Origin of the sequence: Hanstruepera ponticola, assembly GCF_012931685.1 — a bacterium.
Classification (GTDB): Bacteria; Bacteroidota; Bacteroidia; order Flavobacteriales; family Flavobacteriaceae; genus Hanstruepera; species Hanstruepera ponticola.
In genome coordinates this window covers 107912-128328 of record NZ_JABANC010000006.1, presented here as the reverse complement: position 1 = coordinate 128328, position 20417 = coordinate 107912, and the positions used below count along the sequence as shown (strand labels likewise).

At 33.9% G+C, this 20417-nt stretch carries 25 protein-coding genes; 4 read left to right on the top strand and 21 right to left on the bottom strand.

Annotated elements, in window-relative coordinates; all coding sequences use genetic code 11:
- The first annotated feature begins 56 nt into the window (after window positions 1-56).
- Both HGK31_RS13245 and HGK31_RS13240 read left to right on the top strand, forming a co-directional pair.
- Entirely contained in the window at window positions 57-863 is an 807-nt protein-coding gene (locus tag HGK31_RS13245) for a LytR/AlgR family response regulator transcription factor (protein ID WP_191860649.1), read from the top strand.
- Window positions 864-952: 89 nt separating this feature from the next.
- Complete coding sequence (locus HGK31_RS13240; RefSeq protein WP_191860647.1) at window positions 953-2170, top strand: dioxygenase family protein; 1218 nt, start codon at window positions 953-955, stop codon at window positions 2168-2170.
- Between the two features lie 36 nt (window positions 2171-2206).
- On the opposite strand, the gene HGK31_RS13235 is transcribed toward HGK31_RS13240, so the two are convergent.
- From HGK31_RS13235 to HGK31_RS13225, 3 genes are read right to left on the bottom strand one after another with little or no spacing between them, the layout of a single operon-like run.
- Window positions 2207-2434 carry a hypothetical protein gene (locus HGK31_RS13235; RefSeq protein ID WP_191860645.1) on the bottom strand — a complete coding sequence of 76 codons (228 nt, stop codon included), beginning with the start codon at window positions 2432-2434 and terminating at the stop codon, window positions 2207-2209.
- Between the two features lies 1 nt (window position 2435).
- Window positions 2436-3155 (bottom strand): lipoyl(octanoyl) transferase LipB, encoded by a 720-nt coding sequence (lipB, locus tag HGK31_RS13230; RefSeq protein WP_191860643.1) that lies wholly within the window; start codon window positions 3153-3155, stop codon window positions 2436-2438.
- Window positions 3156-3184: 29 nt separating this feature from the next.
- A complete protein-coding gene (locus tag HGK31_RS13225; protein WP_104735715.1) occupies window positions 3185-3343 on the bottom strand; it encodes a YqaE/Pmp3 family membrane protein in 159 nt (52 codons plus the stop codon).
- A gap of 140 nt (window positions 3344-3483) precedes the next feature.
- On the opposite strand from HGK31_RS13225, the gene lysS reads away from it, so the two are divergent.
- Window positions 3484-5178 (top strand): lysine--tRNA ligase, encoded by a 1695-nt coding sequence (gene lysS, locus HGK31_RS13220; RefSeq protein ID WP_191860641.1) that lies wholly within the window; start codon window positions 3484-3486, stop codon window positions 5176-5178.
- A 126-nt stretch (window positions 5179-5304) separates the two neighbouring features.
- Window positions 5305-5835 (top strand): YceI family protein, encoded by a 531-nt coding sequence (locus HGK31_RS13215; protein ID WP_191860639.1) that lies wholly within the window; start codon window positions 5305-5307, stop codon window positions 5833-5835.
- Here the strand turns inward: HGK31_RS13215 and HGK31_RS13210 are convergent.
- The 18 genes from HGK31_RS13210 to rplF all read right to left on the bottom strand — a co-directional run bounded on the left by HGK31_RS13210 (window position 5832) and on the right by rplF (window position 20399).
- On the bottom strand, window positions 5832-6746 hold the full coding sequence (locus HGK31_RS13210; RefSeq protein WP_191860637.1) for a dimethylarginine dimethylaminohydrolase family protein: 915 nt from the start codon (window positions 6744-6746) through the stop codon (window positions 5832-5834). The genes HGK31_RS13215 and HGK31_RS13210 overlap by 4 nt on opposite strands.
- Window positions 6747-6810: 64 nt before the next feature.
- Complete coding sequence (locus tag HGK31_RS13205; RefSeq protein ID WP_191860635.1) at window positions 6811-8097, bottom strand: citrate synthase; 1287 nt, start codon at window positions 8095-8097, stop codon at window positions 6811-6813.
- A 139-nt stretch (window positions 8098-8236) separates the two neighbouring features.
- Window positions 8237-10564 (bottom strand): T9SS type A sorting domain-containing protein, encoded by a 2328-nt coding sequence (locus tag HGK31_RS13200; protein WP_191860626.1) that lies wholly within the window; start codon window positions 10562-10564, stop codon window positions 8237-8239.
- Window positions 10565-10675: 111 nt separating this feature from the next.
- Window positions 10676-11968, bottom strand: a complete 1293-nt coding sequence (gene eno / locus HGK31_RS13195) for a phosphopyruvate hydratase (protein WP_191860624.1) — start codon at window positions 11966-11968, stop codon at window positions 10676-10678.
- 147 nt (window positions 11969-12115) lie between these two features.
- Window positions 12116-13219: a glutamine-hydrolyzing carbamoyl-phosphate synthase small subunit gene (gene carA / locus HGK31_RS13190; protein ID WP_191860621.1), complete on the bottom strand. Its 1104-nt coding sequence runs from the start codon at window positions 13217-13219 to the stop codon at window positions 12116-12118.
- Between the two features lie 86 nt (window positions 13220-13305).
- A complete protein-coding gene (gene rplQ, locus HGK31_RS13185; RefSeq protein ID WP_104735707.1) occupies window positions 13306-13779 on the bottom strand; it encodes a 50S ribosomal protein L17 in 474 nt (157 codons plus the stop codon).
- Between the two features lie 75 nt (window positions 13780-13854).
- Window positions 13855-14847: a DNA-directed RNA polymerase subunit alpha gene (locus HGK31_RS13180; protein ID WP_104735706.1), complete on the bottom strand. Its 993-nt coding sequence runs from the start codon at window positions 14845-14847 to the stop codon at window positions 13855-13857.
- A 97-nt stretch (window positions 14848-14944) separates the two neighbouring features.
- Window positions 14945-15550, bottom strand: coding sequence for a 30S ribosomal protein S4 (gene rpsD / locus HGK31_RS13175; RefSeq protein WP_104735705.1), 606 nt, complete (start codon window positions 15548-15550; stop codon window positions 14945-14947).
- A gap of 176 nt (window positions 15551-15726) precedes the next feature.
- A complete protein-coding gene (gene rpsK, locus HGK31_RS13170) occupies window positions 15727-16110 on the bottom strand; it encodes a 30S ribosomal protein S11 (RefSeq protein WP_104735704.1) in 384 nt (127 codons plus the stop codon).
- A 105-nt stretch (window positions 16111-16215) separates the two neighbouring features.
- Complete coding sequence (gene rpsM / locus HGK31_RS13165) at window positions 16216-16590, bottom strand: 30S ribosomal protein S13 (protein WP_104735703.1); 375 nt, start codon at window positions 16588-16590, stop codon at window positions 16216-16218.
- A gap of 2 nt (window positions 16591-16592) precedes the next feature.
- On the bottom strand, window positions 16593-16709 hold the full coding sequence (gene ykgO / locus HGK31_RS13160) for a type B 50S ribosomal protein L36 (protein WP_013305171.1): 117 nt from the start codon (window positions 16707-16709) through the stop codon (window positions 16593-16595).
- 4 nt (window positions 16710-16713) lie between these two features.
- Window positions 16714-16929 (bottom strand): translation initiation factor IF-1, encoded by a 216-nt coding sequence (gene infA, locus HGK31_RS13155; protein ID WP_007094967.1) that lies wholly within the window; start codon window positions 16927-16929, stop codon window positions 16714-16716.
- 10 nt (window positions 16930-16939) lie between these two features.
- Window positions 16940-18283 (bottom strand): preprotein translocase subunit SecY, encoded by a 1344-nt coding sequence (gene secY / locus HGK31_RS13150; protein ID WP_191860613.1) that lies wholly within the window; start codon window positions 18281-18283, stop codon window positions 16940-16942.
- 15 nt (window positions 18284-18298) lie between these two features.
- Window positions 18299-18751: a 50S ribosomal protein L15 gene (gene rplO, locus HGK31_RS13145; RefSeq protein WP_191860611.1), complete on the bottom strand. Its 453-nt coding sequence runs from the start codon at window positions 18749-18751 to the stop codon at window positions 18299-18301.
- Between the two features lie 12 nt (window positions 18752-18763).
- Entirely contained in the window at window positions 18764-18946 is a 183-nt protein-coding gene (gene rpmD / locus HGK31_RS13140; protein ID WP_104735700.1) for a 50S ribosomal protein L30, read from the bottom strand.
- A gap of 12 nt (window positions 18947-18958) precedes the next feature.
- Window positions 18959-19483 (bottom strand): 30S ribosomal protein S5, encoded by a 525-nt coding sequence (gene rpsE, locus HGK31_RS13135; RefSeq protein WP_103051238.1) that lies wholly within the window; start codon window positions 19481-19483, stop codon window positions 18959-18961.
- Window positions 19484-19489: 6 nt separating this feature from the next.
- A complete protein-coding gene (gene rplR, locus HGK31_RS13130) occupies window positions 19490-19846 on the bottom strand; it encodes a 50S ribosomal protein L18 (protein WP_191860610.1) in 357 nt (118 codons plus the stop codon).
- Between the two features lie 10 nt (window positions 19847-19856).
- Entirely contained in the window at window positions 19857-20399 is a 543-nt protein-coding gene (rplF, locus tag HGK31_RS13125) for a 50S ribosomal protein L6 (RefSeq protein ID WP_191860608.1), read from the bottom strand.
- Window positions 20400-20417: the final 18 nt, after the last annotated feature.

Here is a 20417-nt window from a genome sequence, read left to right as displayed (position 1 = left end):
ATTTTCTATACTCGGTCAAAATTAATCTAATCGTTGCATACAAGTTCAAAAAGATATTGGGACAATTATTTATCATAAGTAATACATTTAAAAACCCTAAAATTGGTAAAATTCCCTTGTTTGTAATTATTGTGGTTTTTGTATTTGTGTTAGCAGTACTACAAGATTATATATACAGCAGCATACAACAAACCGGGTTTTATCTTTCTGAATCATTATTGTATAATACCTTTTGGGTATTTTTTATTCCACTAACTATAATTATAAACCAACTGATAAGCATCATTAATCCCAAAAATAAATTGGGTAAATTACCATTTAATTTAGGAATTGGAATAACTTTTAGTTTTCTACATATTTTGTTATTTACAGCACTATTTGTATCTGTAAGTAATTTAGCATTTACACCACCTCATCGGTTTTCAAATATTTTTAATGCTGCTTTTTCAAATCAATTTTATATCGCCTTATTATGGTATGTCATTTTCCCTGCTATATACGTTTCAAAAAGTAAATCTGAAAAATTAGTTTCTCATTATGACAACATAATAAAACTAAAAATTGGCACCAAAATTATAACAGTTCCAACTTCATCTATTGAGCTTATTTCAACAGATAAACCGTACTCTATAGTTTACACAAACGACCAAAAAATTTTAGACAACAAAAGTTTAAAAGAATTTGAAACTGAACTCGATTCAACTATTTTTTTAAGGGTACATCGTTCAACTATTATTAATGCTACTTACATTAAGGAACTAAAATCAAGGAGTAATGGCGACTATGATGCAACACTTGAAAATGGTCAAGTAATAAGGTTGAGCAGACACTATAGAAATAATTGGCACCAACTACTCCAGTGAACCATGTATTTACTCCACAGAGGCAATTAGCAATAAAATGTACACATATCATTCTCATTTATGAGTACATTTATTGAAAAACATTCAAAATGTCTCGATTCATTAAAATTGGATTTCTACTATTAATCTCCTCGAATTTACTCAACTGTAATGGTCAAACTCCAAAAACAAATACTATAAGCGATGATTTTGACAAATCAATGCCTTTTTATTACAAAATGCCCAACCACTTATCAAATAGTGACACAAGTCCTGCATTTGAAGGTAATGAACAGAAAATTTTGCTAACTGGAACTGTTTATCAGATTGATGGAAAAACACCAGCCGCAAACGTCATTATTTACTACTACCAAACGAACAGTAAAGGTGTTTATGAAACAAAAGATAGTGAAGAAAGAAATATGCCTAAAAATAAACTGGGACATACTCATGGCTACATAAGAGGCTGGCTGAAAACAGATGAAAAGGGTAACTACGCAATTAAAACTATAAAACCAGGAACATATCCTAGCAGAGGCGAACCTGCACATATTCACATTACTGTTAAAGAGAGAAATATGAAAGAACCATACTATATAGACGATTTTGTGTTTGACAATGATCCGCTATTAACTACGCAACGCAGAAAAAACATGGAAAACCGCGGAGGAAGTGGCGTTATCCGGTTTGTTCAAAAAGAAGACATCTGGATTGGCGAACGTAATATTATTTTGGGTTTGAATATTCCTGACTACCCAATACAAAACACAAACTCTATAAATTCAGGCAAAAACATTGGTGAGGATATTATTTCCTTTACTCCATTTCATGCTTATGGAGCAGACAAAGGCACAAAAACTTGCCCCATTTGCAAATACGGTTGGTATCACGGCATTCTTTACTTTGTAGGTAACAATCCCAATTGGAATGACGTTAAAGAGTGGCTTACTTTTTTAGAAAGTGAAAGCCAAAAAAGAGAAACCTATTTGAAAGTATATTTTATATACGGTAATGACACCAACTATGATAAAGATAAAAGAATGCAGGAATTAGAGAAACTTGGAACCGAACTCGGGTTAAAAAAAGTTGCTTTGACATTTGTACCATCTTTTAACGACAAGACTTCAGAAGTGTATTTGAACAAAATTAACCCTAATGTTGAAAATACGTTTTTTATATATAAACGTAGTAACATTATTGACAAATACGTTAACCTCAAACCAAACAAACAGAATTTTGAAAGAATAGTAAAACGTCTTGATGATACTGCTAACGAATATTTCAAGCTTTCCAAACCAAAACAAAAACTAAACAACGAGCAGAATTAACATCAGCATCGGGAATCTAGCCTAGTTTTTTCAAAATTAATTTTTAGTCACATTAAAAGCATCATCAGATTTCATAACATCATCCTTGTCAAAAGAAATACTTTTTATGGGTTCTTTAGTTGACATTTCTATTGGCGGTTTTTTAAACGTACTAGGATGTTCAAACGCACTTATTTGTGATTCTTGGGTGTTTCGGTTCTTCGTTATAATTCTAACTATTAGGATAACAACCACCAACGCTAAAAGTATAAAAATCAACTTCATATCAAGCGTTTATTATTGCTGTTTTAAGAGGATCAGCCTCAAATAAGTTAGCAAAATGCTTTAGCAATTTGTCTTTCACTTCATTTTCATCAACAGTCTGCCTACCTAACTCAACATTTAAAGAAGTAACCGCTTTTCCGCGAATACCACACGGAATCATATTGTCAAAATAGCCTAAATCGGCATTCACATTCAATGCAAACCCGTGCATAGTGACCCAACGGCTGGCACGAACTCCCATAGCACAAATTTTTCTAGCAAATGGTGTTCCCACATCCAACCATACGCCTGTCTCACCTGGACTGCGTTCTGCTTTTAAACCGTATTCAGCCAAGGTCAGAATAATCATTTCTTCAAGAAAACGTAAGTATTTATGGATGTCCGTAAAAAAGTTATCTAAATCTAAAATAGGATAACCCACTATTTGACCAGGACCATGATACGTAATATCACCACCGCGATTCACTTTATAAAATGTGGCTCCCTTTTCAGCCAGTTGCTTTTCATCAACTAACAGATTAGACATATCACCACTTTTACCTAAAGTATAAACATGCGGATGCTCAACAAGCAAAAAATAGTTAGGTGTTTGTAAATCAGCTGATTCGCGTCGGTTTTTAATCTTTGTATCAACAATAGCTTTAAATAATGATTCTTGATAATCCCAAGTTTCTTTGTAATCTTTTAAGCCTAATTCTTGAATGGTAACTGTTTTATTCATAGGCTACAAAATTACAACTATTTTAACTATTAGGATTTCGGATTATTTAAAATTACTAAAGCAGCAATGACGCCAGGAACCCAGCCGCAAAGCCACAATAAAAAGACGATTAGAATTGAGCCACAACCTCTGTCTAAAACAGCCAATGGCGGACAAATAATTGAAAGTAATACTCTCCAAAAACTCATGTGATTGATTTATTTTAATTGATGTGCTTATATGTCGAAAATCTCAAAGCTTTGTTACACGTTAATTTCATTACAATAAATTGAAAACCTAATGAATAGTAATTATCTTTGTGCCTTCAAAAAATATACAATACAAATTTATGTCGCAATTATCTGAACAAGAAATAGTACGAAGAGAAAAACTCACCAAATTACGTGAGTTAGGCATTAACCCGTATCCTGCAGATTTGTTTCCTGTGGAAGAGACTTCCAAACAGGTGAAACAGAATTTTAAAGAAGGTAAAAAGGTTGTTATAGCTGGACGTTTAATGTCACGACGTATTCAAGGTAATGCGAGTTTTGCAGAATTGCAAGATAGTGATGGACGTATTCAAGTATATTTTAATCGTGATGAAATTTGTACAGGAGAAGACAAAACCAAGTACAATACTATTTACAAAAAGCTTTTAGATATTGGTGATTTTATTGGTGTTGAGGGTGAGTTATTCACCACAAAAGTTGGCGAAAAAACTGTGATGGTTAAAGACTTCACCATTTTAAGTAAAGCCTTAAGACCATTGCCTCAACCACGTGTTGATGCCGATGGAAACGTACATGACGCTTTTACAGATCCAGAGCAACGTTACAGACAACGTTATGCAGATTTGGTTGTTAATCCGCATGTAAAAGAAGTGTTTGTAAAGCGCACCAAGCTATTTAATGCCATGCGTGAGTTTTTTAATAAAGCAGGTTATTTTGAAGTGGAAACGCCAATATTACAACCCATTCCAGGTGGAGCTGCAGCGCGACCTTTTACAACGCATCACAACAGTTTAGATATTCCATTGTACATGCGAATTGCTAATGAACTATATTTAAAACGTTTAATTGTAGGTGGTTTCGATGGTGTTTATGAGTTTTCTAAAAACTTCCGTAATGAAGGTATGGACAGAACTCATAATCCAGAGTTTACAGCCATGGAAATTTATGTAGCCTATAAAGACTACAATTGGATGATGGATTTCTGCGAGCAGTTATTAGAGCATTGTGCTGTAGCTGTAAATGGTACTACAAAAGCTACTTTTGGAAAACATGAAATAGATTTTAAAGCGCCTTATGCTCGTGTTACTATGGCAGATTCTATTAAACATTTTACTGGTTTTGATATTACTGGCAAAACAGAAGCCGAAATCAGACAAGCTGCTAAAGACATGGATATTGAAGTAGATGATACCATGGGAAAAGGCAAATTGATAGATGAAATTTTTGGCGAGAAATGTGAAGGGAATTATATACAACCTACATTTATTACAGACTATCCTAAAGAAATGAGCCCGTTGTGTAAAGAACATCGTAACAATCCAGAATTAACCGAACGTTTTGAATTGATGGTTTGTGGTAAGGAAATAGCGAATGCCTATTCGGAATTAAATGACCCATTAGATCAACGTGAACGTTTTGAACACCAATTAAAATTGGCTGCAAAAGGTGATGACGAGGCTACCGAGTTTATTGATCATGATTTCCTTCGTGCTTTAGAATACGGTATGCCACCAACATCTGGTATGGGAATTGGTATGGATAGGTTAATTATGTTTTTAACCAACAACCAATCTATTCAGGAAGTTTTATTCTTCCCGCAGATGAAACCAGAGAAAAAACCATTAGCCATTAGCGAAGATGCTAAAGCGGTTTTAGAAATATTGAACAAGGTCGAAAAAATAGATTTAAATGATTTAAAAGGTCAATCGGGCTTAAGCAACAAAAAATGGGATAAAGCAATTAAAGACCTGACCAAGAACAAGGTTGCAAAAGTTGAAAAAACAGACGAAGGCTTGATGGTTGAAATAGTTTAACTGTCATTCCTGCGAAGACAGGAATCCAAATAAATCCACAAGGAATTACAGAAATGTAGTTCCTTTTTTTTATTTTTAAAGAAATGGAATCGTTTTTGCAACAACTATATTAAAAACATCAATGTTATGAAATTTATTAAAAGCTTAATACTTATCGTTTTTATTTCAGCAACTACATCATTTGTGAATGCTCAAACTATAAATACAGACAAATCTGAAGTTAAGTTTAAAATTTCAGGAGGTGGTATATTTACAGTAAAAGGAACCTTTACTGGTATGAAAGGTGATTTTAATTTTAACTCGTCTGATGTTTCAGGTTCTAGTTTTGATATTTGCATTGACTCCAAAACTATTAACACCAAAAACGACAAGCGCGATGAACACTTGCGCTCTGCAGATTTTTTTGATGTAGAAAAGTATGAAACTATTTGTTATAAATCTAATACAGTTACAAAAACAAGCGATGGCTACAAAACCACTGGTGATTTAACCATTCATGGTGTAACTAAAACTGTGACTATACCATTCACTTTTAAAAATAATACGTTTGAAGGTGAACTGGAAATTAACCGTTTTGATTACAATATCGGTGAGGATTATGGCACGTTTCGAGTTGGCGAAACAGCCGAGGTAACCATTATTTGTAAGGTAAACTAGTCTCTAATTAACGGCAAAGTAGAGCAACGCAATAAACCTTCTTGTTTGGCAATTTCAGCATATGGTACTTCTTCAACCGTGATGCCTTGATTACGTAGCCAAGTGTTCAATCGTGTAAAGCCTTTTTCAGAAATAACAACGTCTTCTGATATTGAAAAAATATTACTATTCATGTTGTACATTTCTTCCTTATCTATCTCAAATACATTGTCTTTTCCAAAGAAGTTTAGGAGCCAATTAAATTCTTCTTCAACTAAAAAACCATTTTTATGCAAAATAGCTTTCCCTTTCCCTACGGGTTGAAAACAGCAATCTAAATGCAAAGCATTTTCTCTGGGATTGGTATTCGATTTTCGTAAATCAAAAGACTTTATTTTTTTATGAGGAAATAATTCTTGCATCACTTCAACAGCTTCCATATTAGTCCGGGCAATAATATAATCAGCATAATCATCGCCTCTATAAGTACCAATAAAAATATGGTCATTATATAGCATAACATCGCCTCCTTCAATATGGCAATGTTTTGGCAACTTAATTCTATTTTCTTTTGGGACTTGGGTCCAAACATGCTCAATTGCTGTAAATTCTTCCTCACGATCTGGAAGAATATTTGCTTTTACAAACTTATCATCAATTACAAAAGCTATATCGCGTGTAAAAATCTGATTGCAATCTTCAATAATTTTAGGTCGAAACACCTTAACATCATACTTCTCAAAAACCGCGGCTACGGCTTCCATTTCTTTTACCATATCAGACTCAACAGGATAAGTTCCTGCTTTTATATGCTCCAATGATTTAGGATCATAAGCATCTTCAATACTGGGTGTTGGTCCATTACTTTTGGCAGTACCCAATACCACAGCACGTAATCGGGAAGTTTCGTTTTTAACGTTTAGTTTTAGCATGTTGTAAATATAAAAAAAGCTCCATAGAATCTATGAAGCTTTAATATGATATTTATTTATAATCTTATCGTTTATTAACAGGCTTAAATGACCTTAAAGTTTCTCCAGTATAAATTTGTCTTGGTCGCCCAATTGGCTCATTGTTTAAACGCATTTCACGCCATTGTGCTATCCATCCTGGTAAGCGTCCTAAAGCAAACATAACCGTAAACATATCGGTTGGGATACCCATGGCACGATAGATAATTCCAGAATAAAAATCAACATTTGGATATAGCTTACGCTTTACAAAGTAATCGTCTTCCAGAGCTTCTTTTTCTAATCCTTTGGCAATATCTAATATAGGATCTTCAACGCCTAGGTTTCCTAGAACTTCATCGGCAGATTTCTTAATGATTCTTGCACGTGGATCGAAGTTTTTATAAACACGATGGCCGAATCCCATTAAACGGAACGGGTCATCCTTATCCTTGGCTTTTGCCATATATTTTTTAGTATCGCCTCCATCTTCTTTTATAGCTTCCAACATTTCTAAAACGGCTTGGTTTGCTCCACCATGAAGTGGTCCCCAAAGGGCTGAAATACCAGAAGACAATGATGCAAATAATCCTGCATGGGAAGAACCTACAATTCTCACCGTTGAAGTTGAACAGTTTTGCTCGTGGTCAGCATGAAGAATCAATAACTTATCTAATGCATCTACTACTACTGGGTCTAAAATATATTCTTCATTAGGCTGTTTAAACATCATTTTAAGACAATTCTCAACATAACCTAAATTCTTATCGCCATAATCTAAAGGTAAACCATTTTTCTTACGTAATGTCCAAGCCACTAAAACCGGAAACTTACCCATGATTCGCACTATGGCTTTGTACATCTCTTCTTCAGAATTTACGTTTACTGAAGAAGGGTTAAAAGCTGTAAGCGCACTTGTTAAAGAGGCCAAAACACCCATAGGATGAGCTGACTTTGGAAAAGCATCTACAATCTTACGCACATCATCATCAACAACCGAGTGGCTTTTGATATCAGCATGGAATTTATCTAGCTGTTCTTGTGTTGGTAATTCTCCAAAAATTAATAAATACGCAACCTCTAAAAAGTCGGCTTTTTCGGCTAATTCTTCAATAGAATATCCTCTGTATCTTAAAATACCTTTTTCACCATCCAAAAACGTAATGGCACTAGTACAAGAACCCGTGTTTTTATAACCTGGATCAATGGTCACAACACCATTGGTGACACCTCGTAATGATTTGATATCAATGGCAACTTCATTCTCTGTTCCTTTAACCAAAGGAAATTCATATTTCTGGCCGTTAATTTCTATGGTAGCTTTATCTGACATATGTATTCTAAAATTTTTTGATATTATTGCGTCGAATTTGACAGCACGAAAATACGAAATATCTCACTATATTTAAAGGATATCACAGAGGATTTATCAATTTCACTATTGCTAAAATTGATATTTATAACTATTTGACTTATTCCTTGATAATATTGACTATTTGCTGACCGTTTTTAGTCTTTATTTTTACAAAGTAAACACCTTTTGTCAAAGCCGAAGTATTTAAGGTTTGCTTATTCTGATTAGAATTTTGACTCACCACCAATCGTCCTTGAACGTCATATATTTCAACTTTCTGAATGACCGATCGCGTATTGATATGTAATAACCCAGATGTCGGATTTGGATAGACTGTGATAGCATCACCCAACTGATTTTCCTCAACTGATAGTGTTTGGAACGTCGTATTGGTCTCATTGGTAACAATCGGGAAATTGTAATCAAAAAAGATTTCGGCATCATTGGTTACCGAATCGCCTACATTTAAAGTATCCAATGTTTTTATTTTAAAAACCACATTGCCCTTTTCTTCAGTACCTAAATTGATATTATCAAAAATAAACTCAATTTTATTGCCTGCAACTTGAGTCATCATCTCATGACTGGCATACATAACCTGTAAGGTGTTCATGTCAAACATGGTTTCATTAATGACATCTTTTACTACTACAAAAGTAGCTGCTGCTGTTCCCGTATTTTCAAAATTGATATTGAAGTGCAGGTATTCACCTATTTGATTAGATTCTACTATATCACCTTCCAGACAGGTTTTATCATTAGGGTCATAAGAACCAATAACGATTTGCTTAAATTGGAATGTATTGTCAGAAGGTATTTCATCACCTACTGTTGGATTAATAGCACTAATGAAAGGTAACTCATCACCAATATTAACGGCAGGTGTTTCTGTTGGCGCATTAACATTTAAGGTTACCGTAAAAGTCCTGCTCTGAAATGGTGGTAAATTAGCATAATTCCAAGATAAAACCCCAGACCCTTGACTATCTGGAGATATTGAGGCGGTTATAAAATCCAATAAAGCTTCATTATACTCAAAATTAATTTCGCCTGATAATGTTTGGTTTCCTTTATTTCTATATGCTAATTGATATGTGGCATCAAATCCAGGTTGGGCAGGTACAATTGGCGAAATAATAATTTCAACATCGTTATGGACTCCAACCGGAGTAACACAAAAATCCTGAATTGCTGTATTAAAGTTATTGTCTGTAAATTCTATATTGGCAGAGGTTGGAGAAATGTCAAACCAAGTTGGGTTTTCAATTGATGGTAATAACTCAAAATTACCCGATTGCGTGTAAAAAACATACTCACCAGAATTATTTGCAAATGTCATTCCTTGATTGGTTCCGTCATTTATATCTAATCTAAAATTTAAGGCAGGTAAATCGCTTGTTGTACAACCATTATTTTCTGTGTCTAGAAAAATATTTCCCGAAATTACATTATTATTACTTCCTGGATTAAAATTACAATAGGACGTTATAACTGAAGCAGATTGAATAAATGGAGAAGCTTCTAATGCAGGAATATCATAATCATCTGCACAAATAAATAAAACATAAGATTGCCCCTCTAATATAATAGTTTCATTGATACCATTTTTAATATATAAATTTTCTAAATAAAAATTTGAGCATTCTAATAATTGTAGATTTATATTTTGGGATACATCAATTGTAGATATACCATATCCCCAATTATCATTATGGGAACAGTTTAAACTTTCAAGAAGCACATTATTTGATACATCAAGTTCAGATAAACTATTTGCTTCACAATTCAAAACTCTTAAATTCTCATTATTTGTTACATCAAGTTCAGTTAAACCACATCCAGTTAATATAAGTTCTTCAAGGTTTAAGTTTTGAGATACGTCTAAACTTGTTAAATAATAATTGTTTGAGCAATTTAAACTTATCAAATTAATATTATTTGATATATCCAATTCGGTCAAATCGCACGTTTGACAATTCAATGATTCAAGATTTGGATTTTGAGAAACATCTAAATCTGTAATGCCAGATAAAAAAGCGCTAAATGAAATGAGATTACTACTATTAGAAATATCAAGAAATGCTACTGGATTTTCATCTAAGTTTAATGTTTCAAGATTAATTAATTCACTTAAATCCCAAATGTTTTCAAGATTACCATTACTAGTTAAATGTTGCAGATTGGTAAATGCTTCTATTCCACTAATTGAATCCAGACCAACGGAACTAATATTCAAATATGTTGTTTCCAAAGCTTCTGTTACTTGTATCTCACCATCATCATTTGCATCAATTTTATAAAAATTACCGGAACTATCTTGAGCAATTTGATTACTAGGTGATGCTGATAATAAAGCAGCCTTAAAAACAGGATCCGGTATATTGACTATTTGGGCATTGACAAGGGTTGTAAGAATAAAAAATAAGGGAAGTAATAGTCTTTTCATGGTTAGCGTTTACTATATAGATGCAAAAAGAGTAAAAAGGTTGCGTTAATTTACCATAAAAAAAACCTGCAATCAAATTTGCAGGTTTTTATTTACTGTGAACAAGTGTTTTTATTTCACTTTAAACGCTTTTTCTTGCGGGTAATATGCCACATGAGCTAGCTCCTCCTCAATACGTAATAACTGGTTGTATTTTGCCATACGGTCACTACGTGAAGCCGAGCCTGTTTTAATTTGGCCAGTGTTTAATGCTACAGCTAAATCGGCTATGGTATTATCTTCAGTTTCCCCAGAGCGGTGAGACATCACAGATGTATAACCAGCATTGTGTGCCATATTCACGGCAGCAATGGTTTCGGTTAAAGTTCCAATCTGGTTTACTTTTATTAATATAGAATTGGCAATGCCATTTTCTATACCACGAGAGAGTCTTTCTACATTGGTTACAAATAAATCGTCACCAACCAATTGGACTTTATCACCAACTTTATCAGTTAGGTATTTCCAACCTTCCCAATCGTTTTCATCCATACCATCCTCAATGGAGATTATCGGGTATTTTTCACACAATTGCGCTAAATAATCAGCTTGCTCTTGGCTGCTTCTTACCTGACCTTTATCACCTTCAAACTTGGTGTAATCGTATTTACCATCAATATAGAATTCTGCTGAAGCACAATCTAAAGCAATCATCACGTCGTCACCGAGTTTATAACCAGCTTTAGTAACGGCTTTTTCAATAGTATCTAAAGCATCTTCTGTACCACCTTCAAGGTTTGGTGCAAAACCACCTTCATCACCAACAGCAGTACTCAAACCACGATCATGCAATACTTTTTTCAAATTATGGAAAATCTCGGTTCCCATTTGCATAGCATGGGTGAAGTTTTTTGCCTTAACTGGCATTACCATAAATTCCTGAAAGGCAATAGGCGCATCGGAATGTGAGCCTCCATTAATGATATTCATCATAGGAACTGGTAAGGTATTGGCTGATACACCACCAACATAGCGGTATAGTGGCAACCCTAATTCGTTAGCCGCTGCTTTGGCTGCTGCCAAAGAAACCCCTAAAATAGCATTAGCGCCGAGTTTTGATTTATTGGCTGTACCATCCAATTCAATCATCGTTTGGTCAATCATGTTCTGTTCAAAAACAGAAACACCCAATAATTCTTGTGCAATAATGGTATTGACATTGTTAACGGCTTTGGTGACTCCTTTTCCCATAAACGTGTCTCCACCATCACGTAATTCAACAGCCTCATGTTCGCCTGTTGATGCTCCTGAAGGTACAGCAGCACGTCCCATAAAACCATTTTCGGTTGTCACATCAACTTCAATAGTTGGGTTACCTCTTGAATCTAAAACTTGTCTGGCGTGAATATCAATTATAATGCTCATTTAGTTGATTTTTTTTATTGATTACAAATTTACAAAATACTCTTACTTAAGCATATTGTTTGTAGGAGTATTGCATTTAATTTTTACGATAATGTTTTCGTAATAAAAAAACCTCAAAGGATTTTAGGTTTCTTTGAGGTTTTTGAATTAAGCGTTTTTAATATTCTCTATAAACTGATCAAAAAGATAAGTAGAATCATTTGGTCCAGGACTGGCTTCTGGATGATATTGTACTGAAAAACAGTTTTTAGATTTCATTTTAATACCTGCAACCGTATGATCATTTAAATGAACATGTGTAATTTCAACATCTGGATGGCTTTCTGTTTCTTCACGATTAATGGCGAAACCATGATTTTGAGAGGTTATTTCACCTTTTCCCGTTATTTTGTTTATAACAGGATGGTTAATACCTCTATGTCCATGATGCATTTTGTAAGTTGAAATGCCATTGGCTAGCGCTATTACTTGATGTCCTAAACAGATTCCAAATAGTGGTAAGTTTCTATTGATAACCTCATTTGCCACAGCTTGAGCTTCAACCAATGGCTCAGGATCACCAGGCCCATTAGATAAGAAATAGCCGTCGGGCTTGAATGCCTCTAAATCTTCAAACTTTGAGTTATAAGGAAATACTTTTATGTAGGCATCACGTTTAGCTAAATTGCGAAGTATATTTTTCTTCACACCAATATCTAAAGCGGCTATCTTATATTTTGCGTTTTCGTTTCCGAAATAATACGGTTCCTTGGTTGATACTTTAGAAGCCAATTCTAGGCCTTCCATGTTTGGTACTTCAGCCAACTGCTTTTTTAAGCCTTCAATATTATCAACTTCAGTTGAAATGACAGCATTCATAGCACCATTATCACGAATGTAAGATACTAGCGCTCTGGTATCAACATCAGAAATAGCTAATACATTATGCTTTTCAAAAAATTGCTCTAGATTTCCTTCTGCTGATGGTCTGGAATAGTTAAAACTAAAATTTTTGCAGATTAATCCTGAAATTTTTATTGAATCAGATTCTATTTCATCCTCATGGGTTCCATAATTACCAATGTGGGCATTGGTTGTTACCATAAGTTGTCCAAAATAAGAAGGATCTGTAAAAATTTCCTGATAACCTGTTGTTCCAGTATTGAAACATACTTCGCCAAAAGCAGTTCCTTTTTTGCCAATTGATTTGCCGTGAAATATAGTTCCATCCGCGAGTAGAACTATAGCTTTGTCTCGTTTATTGTATTTCATTTTTAAAAAAAGGTTTTGCAAAATTGCATAAAAAAAAGGATAACCTAAAATAGATTATCCTTTATATATTAAATGCTTATTAACATTTATTCTTCTTCGTTTGTTGCTTTCGTTTCAACTGGAGCAGCAGCAGCCGGTTTAGAACCACCTCTTCTACTTCTTCGTGTTGTTTTCTTCTTCGCTTTACCAGCATTGTAGATTTCGTTGTAATCAACTAATTCTATCATTGCCATATCAGCATTATCTCCCAAACGATTTCCTAGTTTAATAATTCTAGTATAACCTCCTGGTCTATCACCTACTTTAGGAGCAACCTCTCTGAATAACTCAACAACAGCATCTTTTTGTCTTAGACGTGACATAACAATACGTCTGTTATGTGTAGTATCTTCTTTAGATTTAGTTACTAAAGGTTCAACAAATTGCTTTAATGCTTTTGCTTTTGCAACAGTTGTGTTAATACGCTTGTGTTCAATTAATGAACAAGCCATATTAGCCAACATGGACTTTCTGTGAGCTGTTTTTCTACCTAAATGGTTTGTTTTTTTTCCGTGTCTCATGACATTTGTTTTATCATCTTGCTACCAGACCACACTATTAGCGTGGGAGCAAAATATGATTAGTATTAATTATTATTAGTCTTTATCTAATTTATATTTTGATAAATCCATTCCGAAGTTTAATCCTTTAACATTTACTAGTTCCTCTAGTTCCGTTAAAGATTTCTTACCAAAGTTACGGAACTTCATTAAGTCATTTTTATTGAATGATACTAAATCACCTAATGTATCAACTTCAGCCGCTTTTAAACAGTTTAATGCACGTACAGAAAGATCCATATCAACTAATTTAGTTTTCAATAGTTGTCTCATGTGAAGAGATTCTTCATCATAAGTTTCAGTCTGTGCAATTTCATCAGCTTCTAATGTAATACGCTCATCAGAGAATAACATGAAGTGGTGAATTAAAGTTTTTGCTGCTTCAGTTAAAGCATCTTGAGGGTTGATAGAACCATCAGTAATGATTTCGAAAACTAATTTTTCGTAATCTGTTTTTTGCTCTACACGGTAATTTTCAATGCTATACTTCACATTTTTTATTGGTGTGTAGATTGAATCTGTAAAGATTGTTCCTATTGGCGCTGAAGCTTTTTTGTTTTCTTCAGCAGGAACATATCCTCTACCTTTTTCAATAGTGATTTCCATATTAACATTCACTTTAGGATCTAAATTACAGATTACTAATTCTGAATTTAATACTTGAAATCCTGAAATAAATTTTTGGAAATCGCCCGCTGTAATTTGCTCTTGACCTGAAATAGAAATAGAAACAGATTCGTTATCTACGTCTTCGATTTGTCTTTTAAAACGAATTTGTTTTAAATTTAAAATGATTTCAGTAACGTCTTCAACAACACCTGCTATTGTAGAGAATTCGTGATCTACACCTTCAATTCTAACGGATGTAATTGCAAATCCTTCTAAAGAAGATAATAAAACTCTTCTTAAAGCATTTCCTACTGTTAAACCATAACCTGGCTCTAAAGGTCTAAATTCGAACTTCCCTTCAAAGTCAGTTGAATCAATCATGATTACTTTGTCGGGCTTTTGAAAATTAAATACTGCCATATTGTTTCTTCGTTTTAATTGTTATTTAGTTGCGCGGTTTATAAGTTTGAAGAAGTACCAATAAACCCTTTGGCTAAATACCAATATTTTTAAATGATTATTTAGAATATAATTCGACGATGAATTGCTCGTTGATGTTTTCTGGAATTTGAATTCTAGCAGGAACAGAAACGTACGTTCCTTCCTTCTTATCATTATTCCATGTAATCCATTCGTACACGTTGCTTGAGTTAGCTAATGAATTATTAATTGACTCAAGTGATTTTGATTTTTCTCTTACTGCAACAACATCACCAGCTTTTAATTGGTATGATGGAATATTTACCAAATTACCATTTACTGTGATGTGTCTGTGAGATACTAATTGTCTAGCACCACTTCTTGAAGGTGATAATCCCATTCTGAAGACTACGTTATCTAAACGAGACTCACATAATTGTAACAACACCTCACCTGTAATTCCAGGAGCAGCTGTTGCTCTTTTGAACATATTTCTGAATTGTTTTTCTAAAATACCATAAGTATATTTAGCTTTTTGCTTTTCCATTAATTGGATTGCATATTCAGATTTCTTTCCACGACGCTTGTTTGCACCATGTTGACCTGGAGGGTAATTTCTTTTTTCAAAAGATTTATCTTCTCCGTAAATAGCTTCACCAAATTTACGAGCTATTTTAGTTTTAGGACCAGTATATCTTGCCATTTTAAATTGTTGTTTTGAGAGTGATTATGAATTAAGGTCTTAATCTTATCCTTCGATAATCGTTGATCTCCCGTTGATACTTGTTAATTAATTATTTTTTTCGGTTTGCAAATTTACATATAAAAAAATTAATATCAACTGTATAAACAGTTGATATTAATCTCTTTAATTATAAATTATACTCTTCTACGTTTTGGAGGACGACATCCATTATGTGGTAATGGCGTAACATCGATAATTTCAGTTACTTCAATACCTGCATTGTGAATTGAACGAATAGCAGATTCTCTACCATTCCCTGGTCCTTTTACGTAAACTTTTACTTTCTTTAATCCAGCTTCTTGTGCAACTCCAGCAGCATCTTCTGCAGCTAATTGAGCAGCATAAGGTGTGTTCTTTTTAGAACCGCGGAATCCCATTTTACCAGCTGAAGACCATGAAATTACATCGCCTTTTTTGTTTGTAAGTGATATGATGATGTTGTTAAATGAAGCTGTTACGTGTGCTTCACCTACTGCATCTACAATTACTTTACGCTTTTTAGTACTTGACTTTGCCATATTATTTAAGTTTCTAGTTGTTAGTTTTTAGTTGTTAGAATCCTAAACATTGCTATTTCAAACAGATTCATCTAACCTCTAAACTCTAATGACTATTGTCTATTTTTATTTAGTTGCCATTTTTTTGTTAGCAACAGTTTTTCTTCTACCTTTTCTTGTTCTAGAGTTGTTTTTTGTACGTTGTCCTCTTAATGGAAGACCAGCTCTATGACGGATACCTCTGTAACATCCAATATCCATTAATCGCTTAATGTTTATTTGTGTTTCAGAACGTAGTTCACCTTCAATAGTAAACGCTCCAACAGCCTCACGAATGTTTCCAATTTCGTCATCTGTCCAATCTTGAACTTTTGTACTTTCATCAACTTTAGCGTTTGCTAAAATTTCTTTTGCTCTACTTTTACCTATTCCATAGATATAAGTAAGGGAAATTACTCCTCTCTTGTTTTTTGGTATGTCTACACCTGCAATTCTTGCCATAATTATCCTTGTCTTTGTTTGAATCTAGGATTCTTTTTGTTAATGACGTAAAGTCTACCTTTTCTGCGGACGATTTTACAGTCTGCGCTTCTTTTTTTAACTGATGCTCTTACTTTCATCGTATTAGTATCTATAAGTTATTCGAGCCTTCGTTAAATCGTAAGGGCTCATTTCTAATTTTACTTTATCTCCTGGTAACAACTTAATGTAGTGCATACGCATTTTACCAGAAATATGTGCTGTCACAATGTGACCATTTTCTAATTCAACACGAAACATAGCATTTGATAATGCTTCTATAATTGTTCCGTCTTGTTCTATTGCTGCTTGTTTTGCCATAGTATATATATTAAGCTACTGCTTTTCTATTTTTACCTGTTTTCATCAAGCCGTCATAGTGTCTATTTAACAAGTAAGAATTTACTTGTTGCATAGTGTCAATTGCAACTCCAACCATAATTAATAGTGATGTTCCACCAAAAAATAAGGCCCATCCAGATTGTACATTCATTAGCTTTACAATAAATGCTGGGAACACAGCTATTAATGCTAAAAATATAGAACCCGGTAATGTTATTTGAGACATGATTTTGTCTAAATATTCAGAAGTTTCAGTTCCTGGACGAATTCCTGGAATAAAACCACCGCTTCGTTTTAAGTCATCTGCCATTTTATTGGTAGGTACAGTAATTGCTGTATAGAAGTATGTAAATACTATAATTAACAAAGCAAAAACTAAATTATACCAAAAACCAAAAATATCAGAGAAATTTGTTTGCATCCATTGCCCTGTGGCTGTCTCTTTCAAGAAGGATGAACCTCCAATCAAAGTTGGAACAAACATAATAGCTTGTGCAAAAATGATTGGCATTACACCAGAGGCATTCAACTTTAAAGGAATATATTGTCTTGATCCAAATACGTTTTTTTCAAAACCTCCAGACGCTGTTCTTCTAGCATATTGTACAGCAATCTTTCTCACTGCCATTACAAGCATAACTGAAGCTAAAATTATCAGCAACCAGATCACCAATTCAAAAAGAATTAACATGACGTTGTTACCCTCTAATCGAGATGACGCGTTTAACAAAAAGTTTTTAGGTAAGGTTGCAATAATACCAACCATAATTAATAAGGAGATACCATTACCAATTCCTTTGTCAGTAATTTTTTCACCTAACCACATAGCAAAAATACACCCTGTGACTAAAATGATTACTGATGAAAAATAAAATAATGTTCCTTGACCTAATAAGAAAGCAGAAGCAGGAATTCCTAATGTTGGTAAACTTGCCAAATAACCAGGTGCCTGAACCAAACAAATAGCAATGGTTAACCATCTGGTTATTTGTGTGATTTTCTTTTGACCACTGGCTCCTTCTTTTTGTAATTTTTGTAGGTAAGGAATAGCGATTCCCATTAATTGCACAACAATAGAAGCTGATATATAAGGCATAATACCTAATGCAAAAACAGAAGCGTTAGCAAAAGCACCTCCTGTGAAAGCATTTAATAAACCTAATAAACCAGACTCTGTATTACCTTGTAATCCTTCTAATTGCGCAGCATCAATACCAGGTAAAACTACTTGTGCACCAAAACGGTAAACTAATAACAGACCCAATGTAACTATGATTCTGTTTCTTAGCTCTTCTATTTTCCAAACATTCTTTAATGTCTCTATAAATTTCATGCGCTTATATTGGGATTATAAAGTTACAGCTTCTCCTCCAGCAGCTTCAATAGCAGCTTTTGCCGAAGCAGTAAACTTATGTGCTGTTACTGTCAATTTAGATTTTAACTCACCTCTACCTAAAATTTTAACAAGATCATTCTTGCCAACTAGGTTTAAAGTCATTAATGTCTCGAAATCTACAGTGTCTTTTATTTTCTTATCATCAACCAATTGTTGCAAAGTATCAAGATTTACACCTTGATATTCTACACGGTTGATATTTGTAAAGCCAAATTTAGGCACACGTCTTTGAAGTGGCATTTGACCACCTTCAAATCCAATTTTCTTTGAATAACCAGAACGTGACTTTGCTCCTTTGTGACCACGTGTTGCGGTACCACCTTTTCCAGAACCTTGTCCTCTACCTATTCGTTTACCTTGACTTTTTACTGAACCTTCTGCAGGTTTTAAATTACTTAAATCCATTTCAGTTTTATATTATTTTGTTTCTTCAACAGAAACTAAATGTGAAACTTTAGCAACCATACCAAGGATATTTGGTGTGGCATCGTGCTCTACTACTTGACCAATCTTTTTAAGACCTAAAGCTTCTAATGTTAACTTTTGTCTTTTAGTACGATTGATTGCACTTCTTACTTTTTTAACTTTAATTTTTGCCATCGTTTTCCGTTATTATCCTTTAAAAACTTTTTCAAGAGAAATTCCTCTGTCACGAGCTATTGTTCTTGCATCTCTTAACTGTAATAAAGCATCGAAAGTTGCTTTTACAACATTATGTGGGTTTGATGAACCTTGAGATTTTGATAATACATCATGAACTCCAACTGCTTCTAATACTGTTCTTACAGCACCACCAGCAATTACTCCTGTTCCAGGAGCTGCAGGAATGATGTTTACTCTTGCTCCACCATATTTACCTTTTTGTTCGTGTGGTAAAGTTCCTTTAACGATTGGTATGCGTACTAAATTTTTCTTAGCGTCTTCAACGGCTTTAGCAATTGCACTAGCCACATCTTTAGATTTTCCTAATCCGTGACCAACTACACCTGCTTCGTCACCAACAACAACTATTGCTGAAAATCCGAATGCTCTACCACCTTTAGTTACTTTTGTAACTCTTTGTACTCCAACTAAACGATCCTTAAGATCTAATCCACTTGGTTTTACTAGTTCTGCGCTTTTGTATTTCTGATACATAATTTCTTAGAATTTAAGTCCTGCTTCTCTAGCACCTTCTGCTAATGATTTTACTCTTCCGTGATATAAATAACCGCCTCTATCAAAAGAGATTGTTTCTACACCTGCTTTAAGGGCTTTTTCAGCAACAGCTTTTCCTACCAATGCGGCAACTTCTGTTTTTGTACCTTTTGCAGAACTAATGTCTTTATCTCTTGAAGATGCAGCACTGATAGTTTTACCAGTAACGTCATCAACTATTTGAGCATAAATTTCTTTATTACTTCTAAAAACAGATAATCTAGGTCTAGCTTCAGTTCCAGAAACTATTTTACGAACTCTGTTCTTAATTCTTATTCTTCTTTCGTTCTTTGTTAATGCCATAACTTAATTATTAAGCTGATTTACCTGCTTTTCTTCTTATTTGTTCACCAACAAACTTAACACCTTTTCCTTTGTAAGGTTCTGGTTTTCTAAAGCCACGGATTTTTGCCGCTACTTGTCCTACCAATTGCTTATCGTGAGAGGTTAATTTTACTACTGGATTCTTTCCTTTTTCTGTTACCGTTTCAACTTTAACTTCAGGAGCTAAATCTAAAACGATATTGTGAGAAAAACCTAAAGCTAAATCAAGCTTTTGACCTTGATTACTTGCTCTATATCCAACACCAACTAACTCTAATTCTTTTGTCCATCCTCTAGATACACCTTCAATCATATTGTAGATAAGTGATCTATAAAGACCATGTTTAGCTTTCTCTTCTTTTTTATCTGAAGAACGCTCAACTAAAACATTTCCTTCTTCAACTTTAATAGATACGTTAGAAAATTCTTGAGTTAATTCTCCTAATTTTCCTTTTACGGTAACTATGTTGTCGTTGATTTCAACTGTAACTCCTTCTGGAATTGCTACTGGGTTATTACCTATTCTTGACATGTCTTATAGTCTTTTTAA

Coding starts and splice junctions, on each gene's coding strand:
- lysS (WP_191860641.1), top strand. CDS start 3,484: ATGTCGCAATTATCTGAACAAGAAATAGTACGAAGAGAAAAACTCACC.
- rpsE (WP_103051238.1), bottom strand. CDS start 19,483: ATGTATCAGAAATACAAAAGCGCAGAACTAGTAAAACCAAGTGGATTA.
- HGK31_RS13210 (WP_191860637.1), bottom strand. CDS start 6,746: ATGCTAAAACTAAACGTTAAAAACGAAACTTCCCGATTACGTGCTGTG.
- rplO (WP_191860611.1), bottom strand. CDS start 18,751: ATGGATTTAAGTAATTTAAAACCTGCAGAAGGTTCAGTAAAAAGTCAA.
- HGK31_RS13215 (WP_191860639.1), top strand. CDS start 5,305: ATGAAATTTATTAAAAGCTTAATACTTATCGTTTTTATTTCAGCAACT.
- HGK31_RS13200 (WP_191860626.1), bottom strand. CDS start 10,564: ATGAAAAGACTATTACTTCCCTTATTTTTTATTCTTACAACCCTTGTC.
- ykgO (WP_013305171.1), bottom strand. CDS start 16,709: ATGAAAGTAAGAGCATCAGTTAAAAAAAGAAGCGCAGACTGTAAAATC.
- rpsD (WP_104735705.1), bottom strand. CDS start 15,550: ATGGCAAGATATACTGGTCCTAAAACTAAAATAGCTCGTAAATTTGGT.
- rplF (WP_191860608.1), bottom strand. CDS start 20,399: ATGTCAAGAATAGGTAATAACCCAGTAGCAATTCCAGAAGGAGTTACA.
- rpmD (WP_104735700.1), bottom strand. CDS start 18,946: ATGGCAAAAATTAAAGTTAAAAAAGTAAGAAGTGCAATCAATCGTACT.
- carA (WP_191860621.1), bottom strand. CDS start 13,219: ATGAAATACAATAAACGAGACAAAGCTATAGTTCTACTCGCGGATGGA.
- rplR (WP_191860610.1), bottom strand. CDS start 19,846: ATGGCATTAACAAAGAACGAAAGAAGAATAAGAATTAAGAACAGAGTT.
- eno (WP_191860624.1), bottom strand. CDS start 11,968: ATGAGCATTATAATTGATATTCACGCCAGACAAGTTTTAGATTCAAGA.
- HGK31_RS13225 (WP_104735715.1), bottom strand. CDS start 3,343: ATGAGTTTTTGGAGAGTATTACTTTCAATTATTTGTCCGCCATTGGCT.
- rpsK (WP_104735704.1), bottom strand. CDS start 16,110: ATGGCAAAGTCAAGTACTAAAAAGCGTAAAGTAATTGTAGATGCAGTA.
- HGK31_RS13205 (WP_191860635.1), bottom strand. CDS start 8,097: ATGTCAGATAAAGCTACCATAGAAATTAACGGCCAGAAATATGAATTT.
- HGK31_RS13235 (WP_191860645.1), bottom strand. CDS start 2,434: ATGAAGTTGATTTTTATACTTTTAGCGTTGGTGGTTGTTATCCTAATA.
- HGK31_RS13240 (WP_191860647.1), top strand. CDS start 953: ATGTCTCGATTCATTAAAATTGGATTTCTACTATTAATCTCCTCGAAT.
- lipB (WP_191860643.1), bottom strand. CDS start 3,155: ATGAATAAAACAGTTACCATTCAAGAATTAGGCTTAAAAGATTACAAA.
- secY (WP_191860613.1), bottom strand. CDS start 18,283: ATGAAATTTATAGAGACATTAAAGAATGTTTGGAAAATAGAAGAGCTA.
- rpsM (WP_104735703.1), bottom strand. CDS start 16,590: ATGGCAAGAATTGCAGGTGTAGACATACCAAAAAACAAGAGAGGAGTA.
- infA (WP_007094967.1), bottom strand. CDS start 16,929: ATGGCAAAACAAGCAGCAATAGAACAAGACGGAACAATTATAGAAGCA.
- rplQ (WP_104735707.1), bottom strand. CDS start 13,779: ATGAGACACGGAAAAAAAACAAACCATTTAGGTAGAAAAACAGCTCAC.
- HGK31_RS13180 (WP_104735706.1), bottom strand. CDS start 14,847: ATGGCAGTATTTAATTTTCAAAAGCCCGACAAAGTAATCATGATTGAT.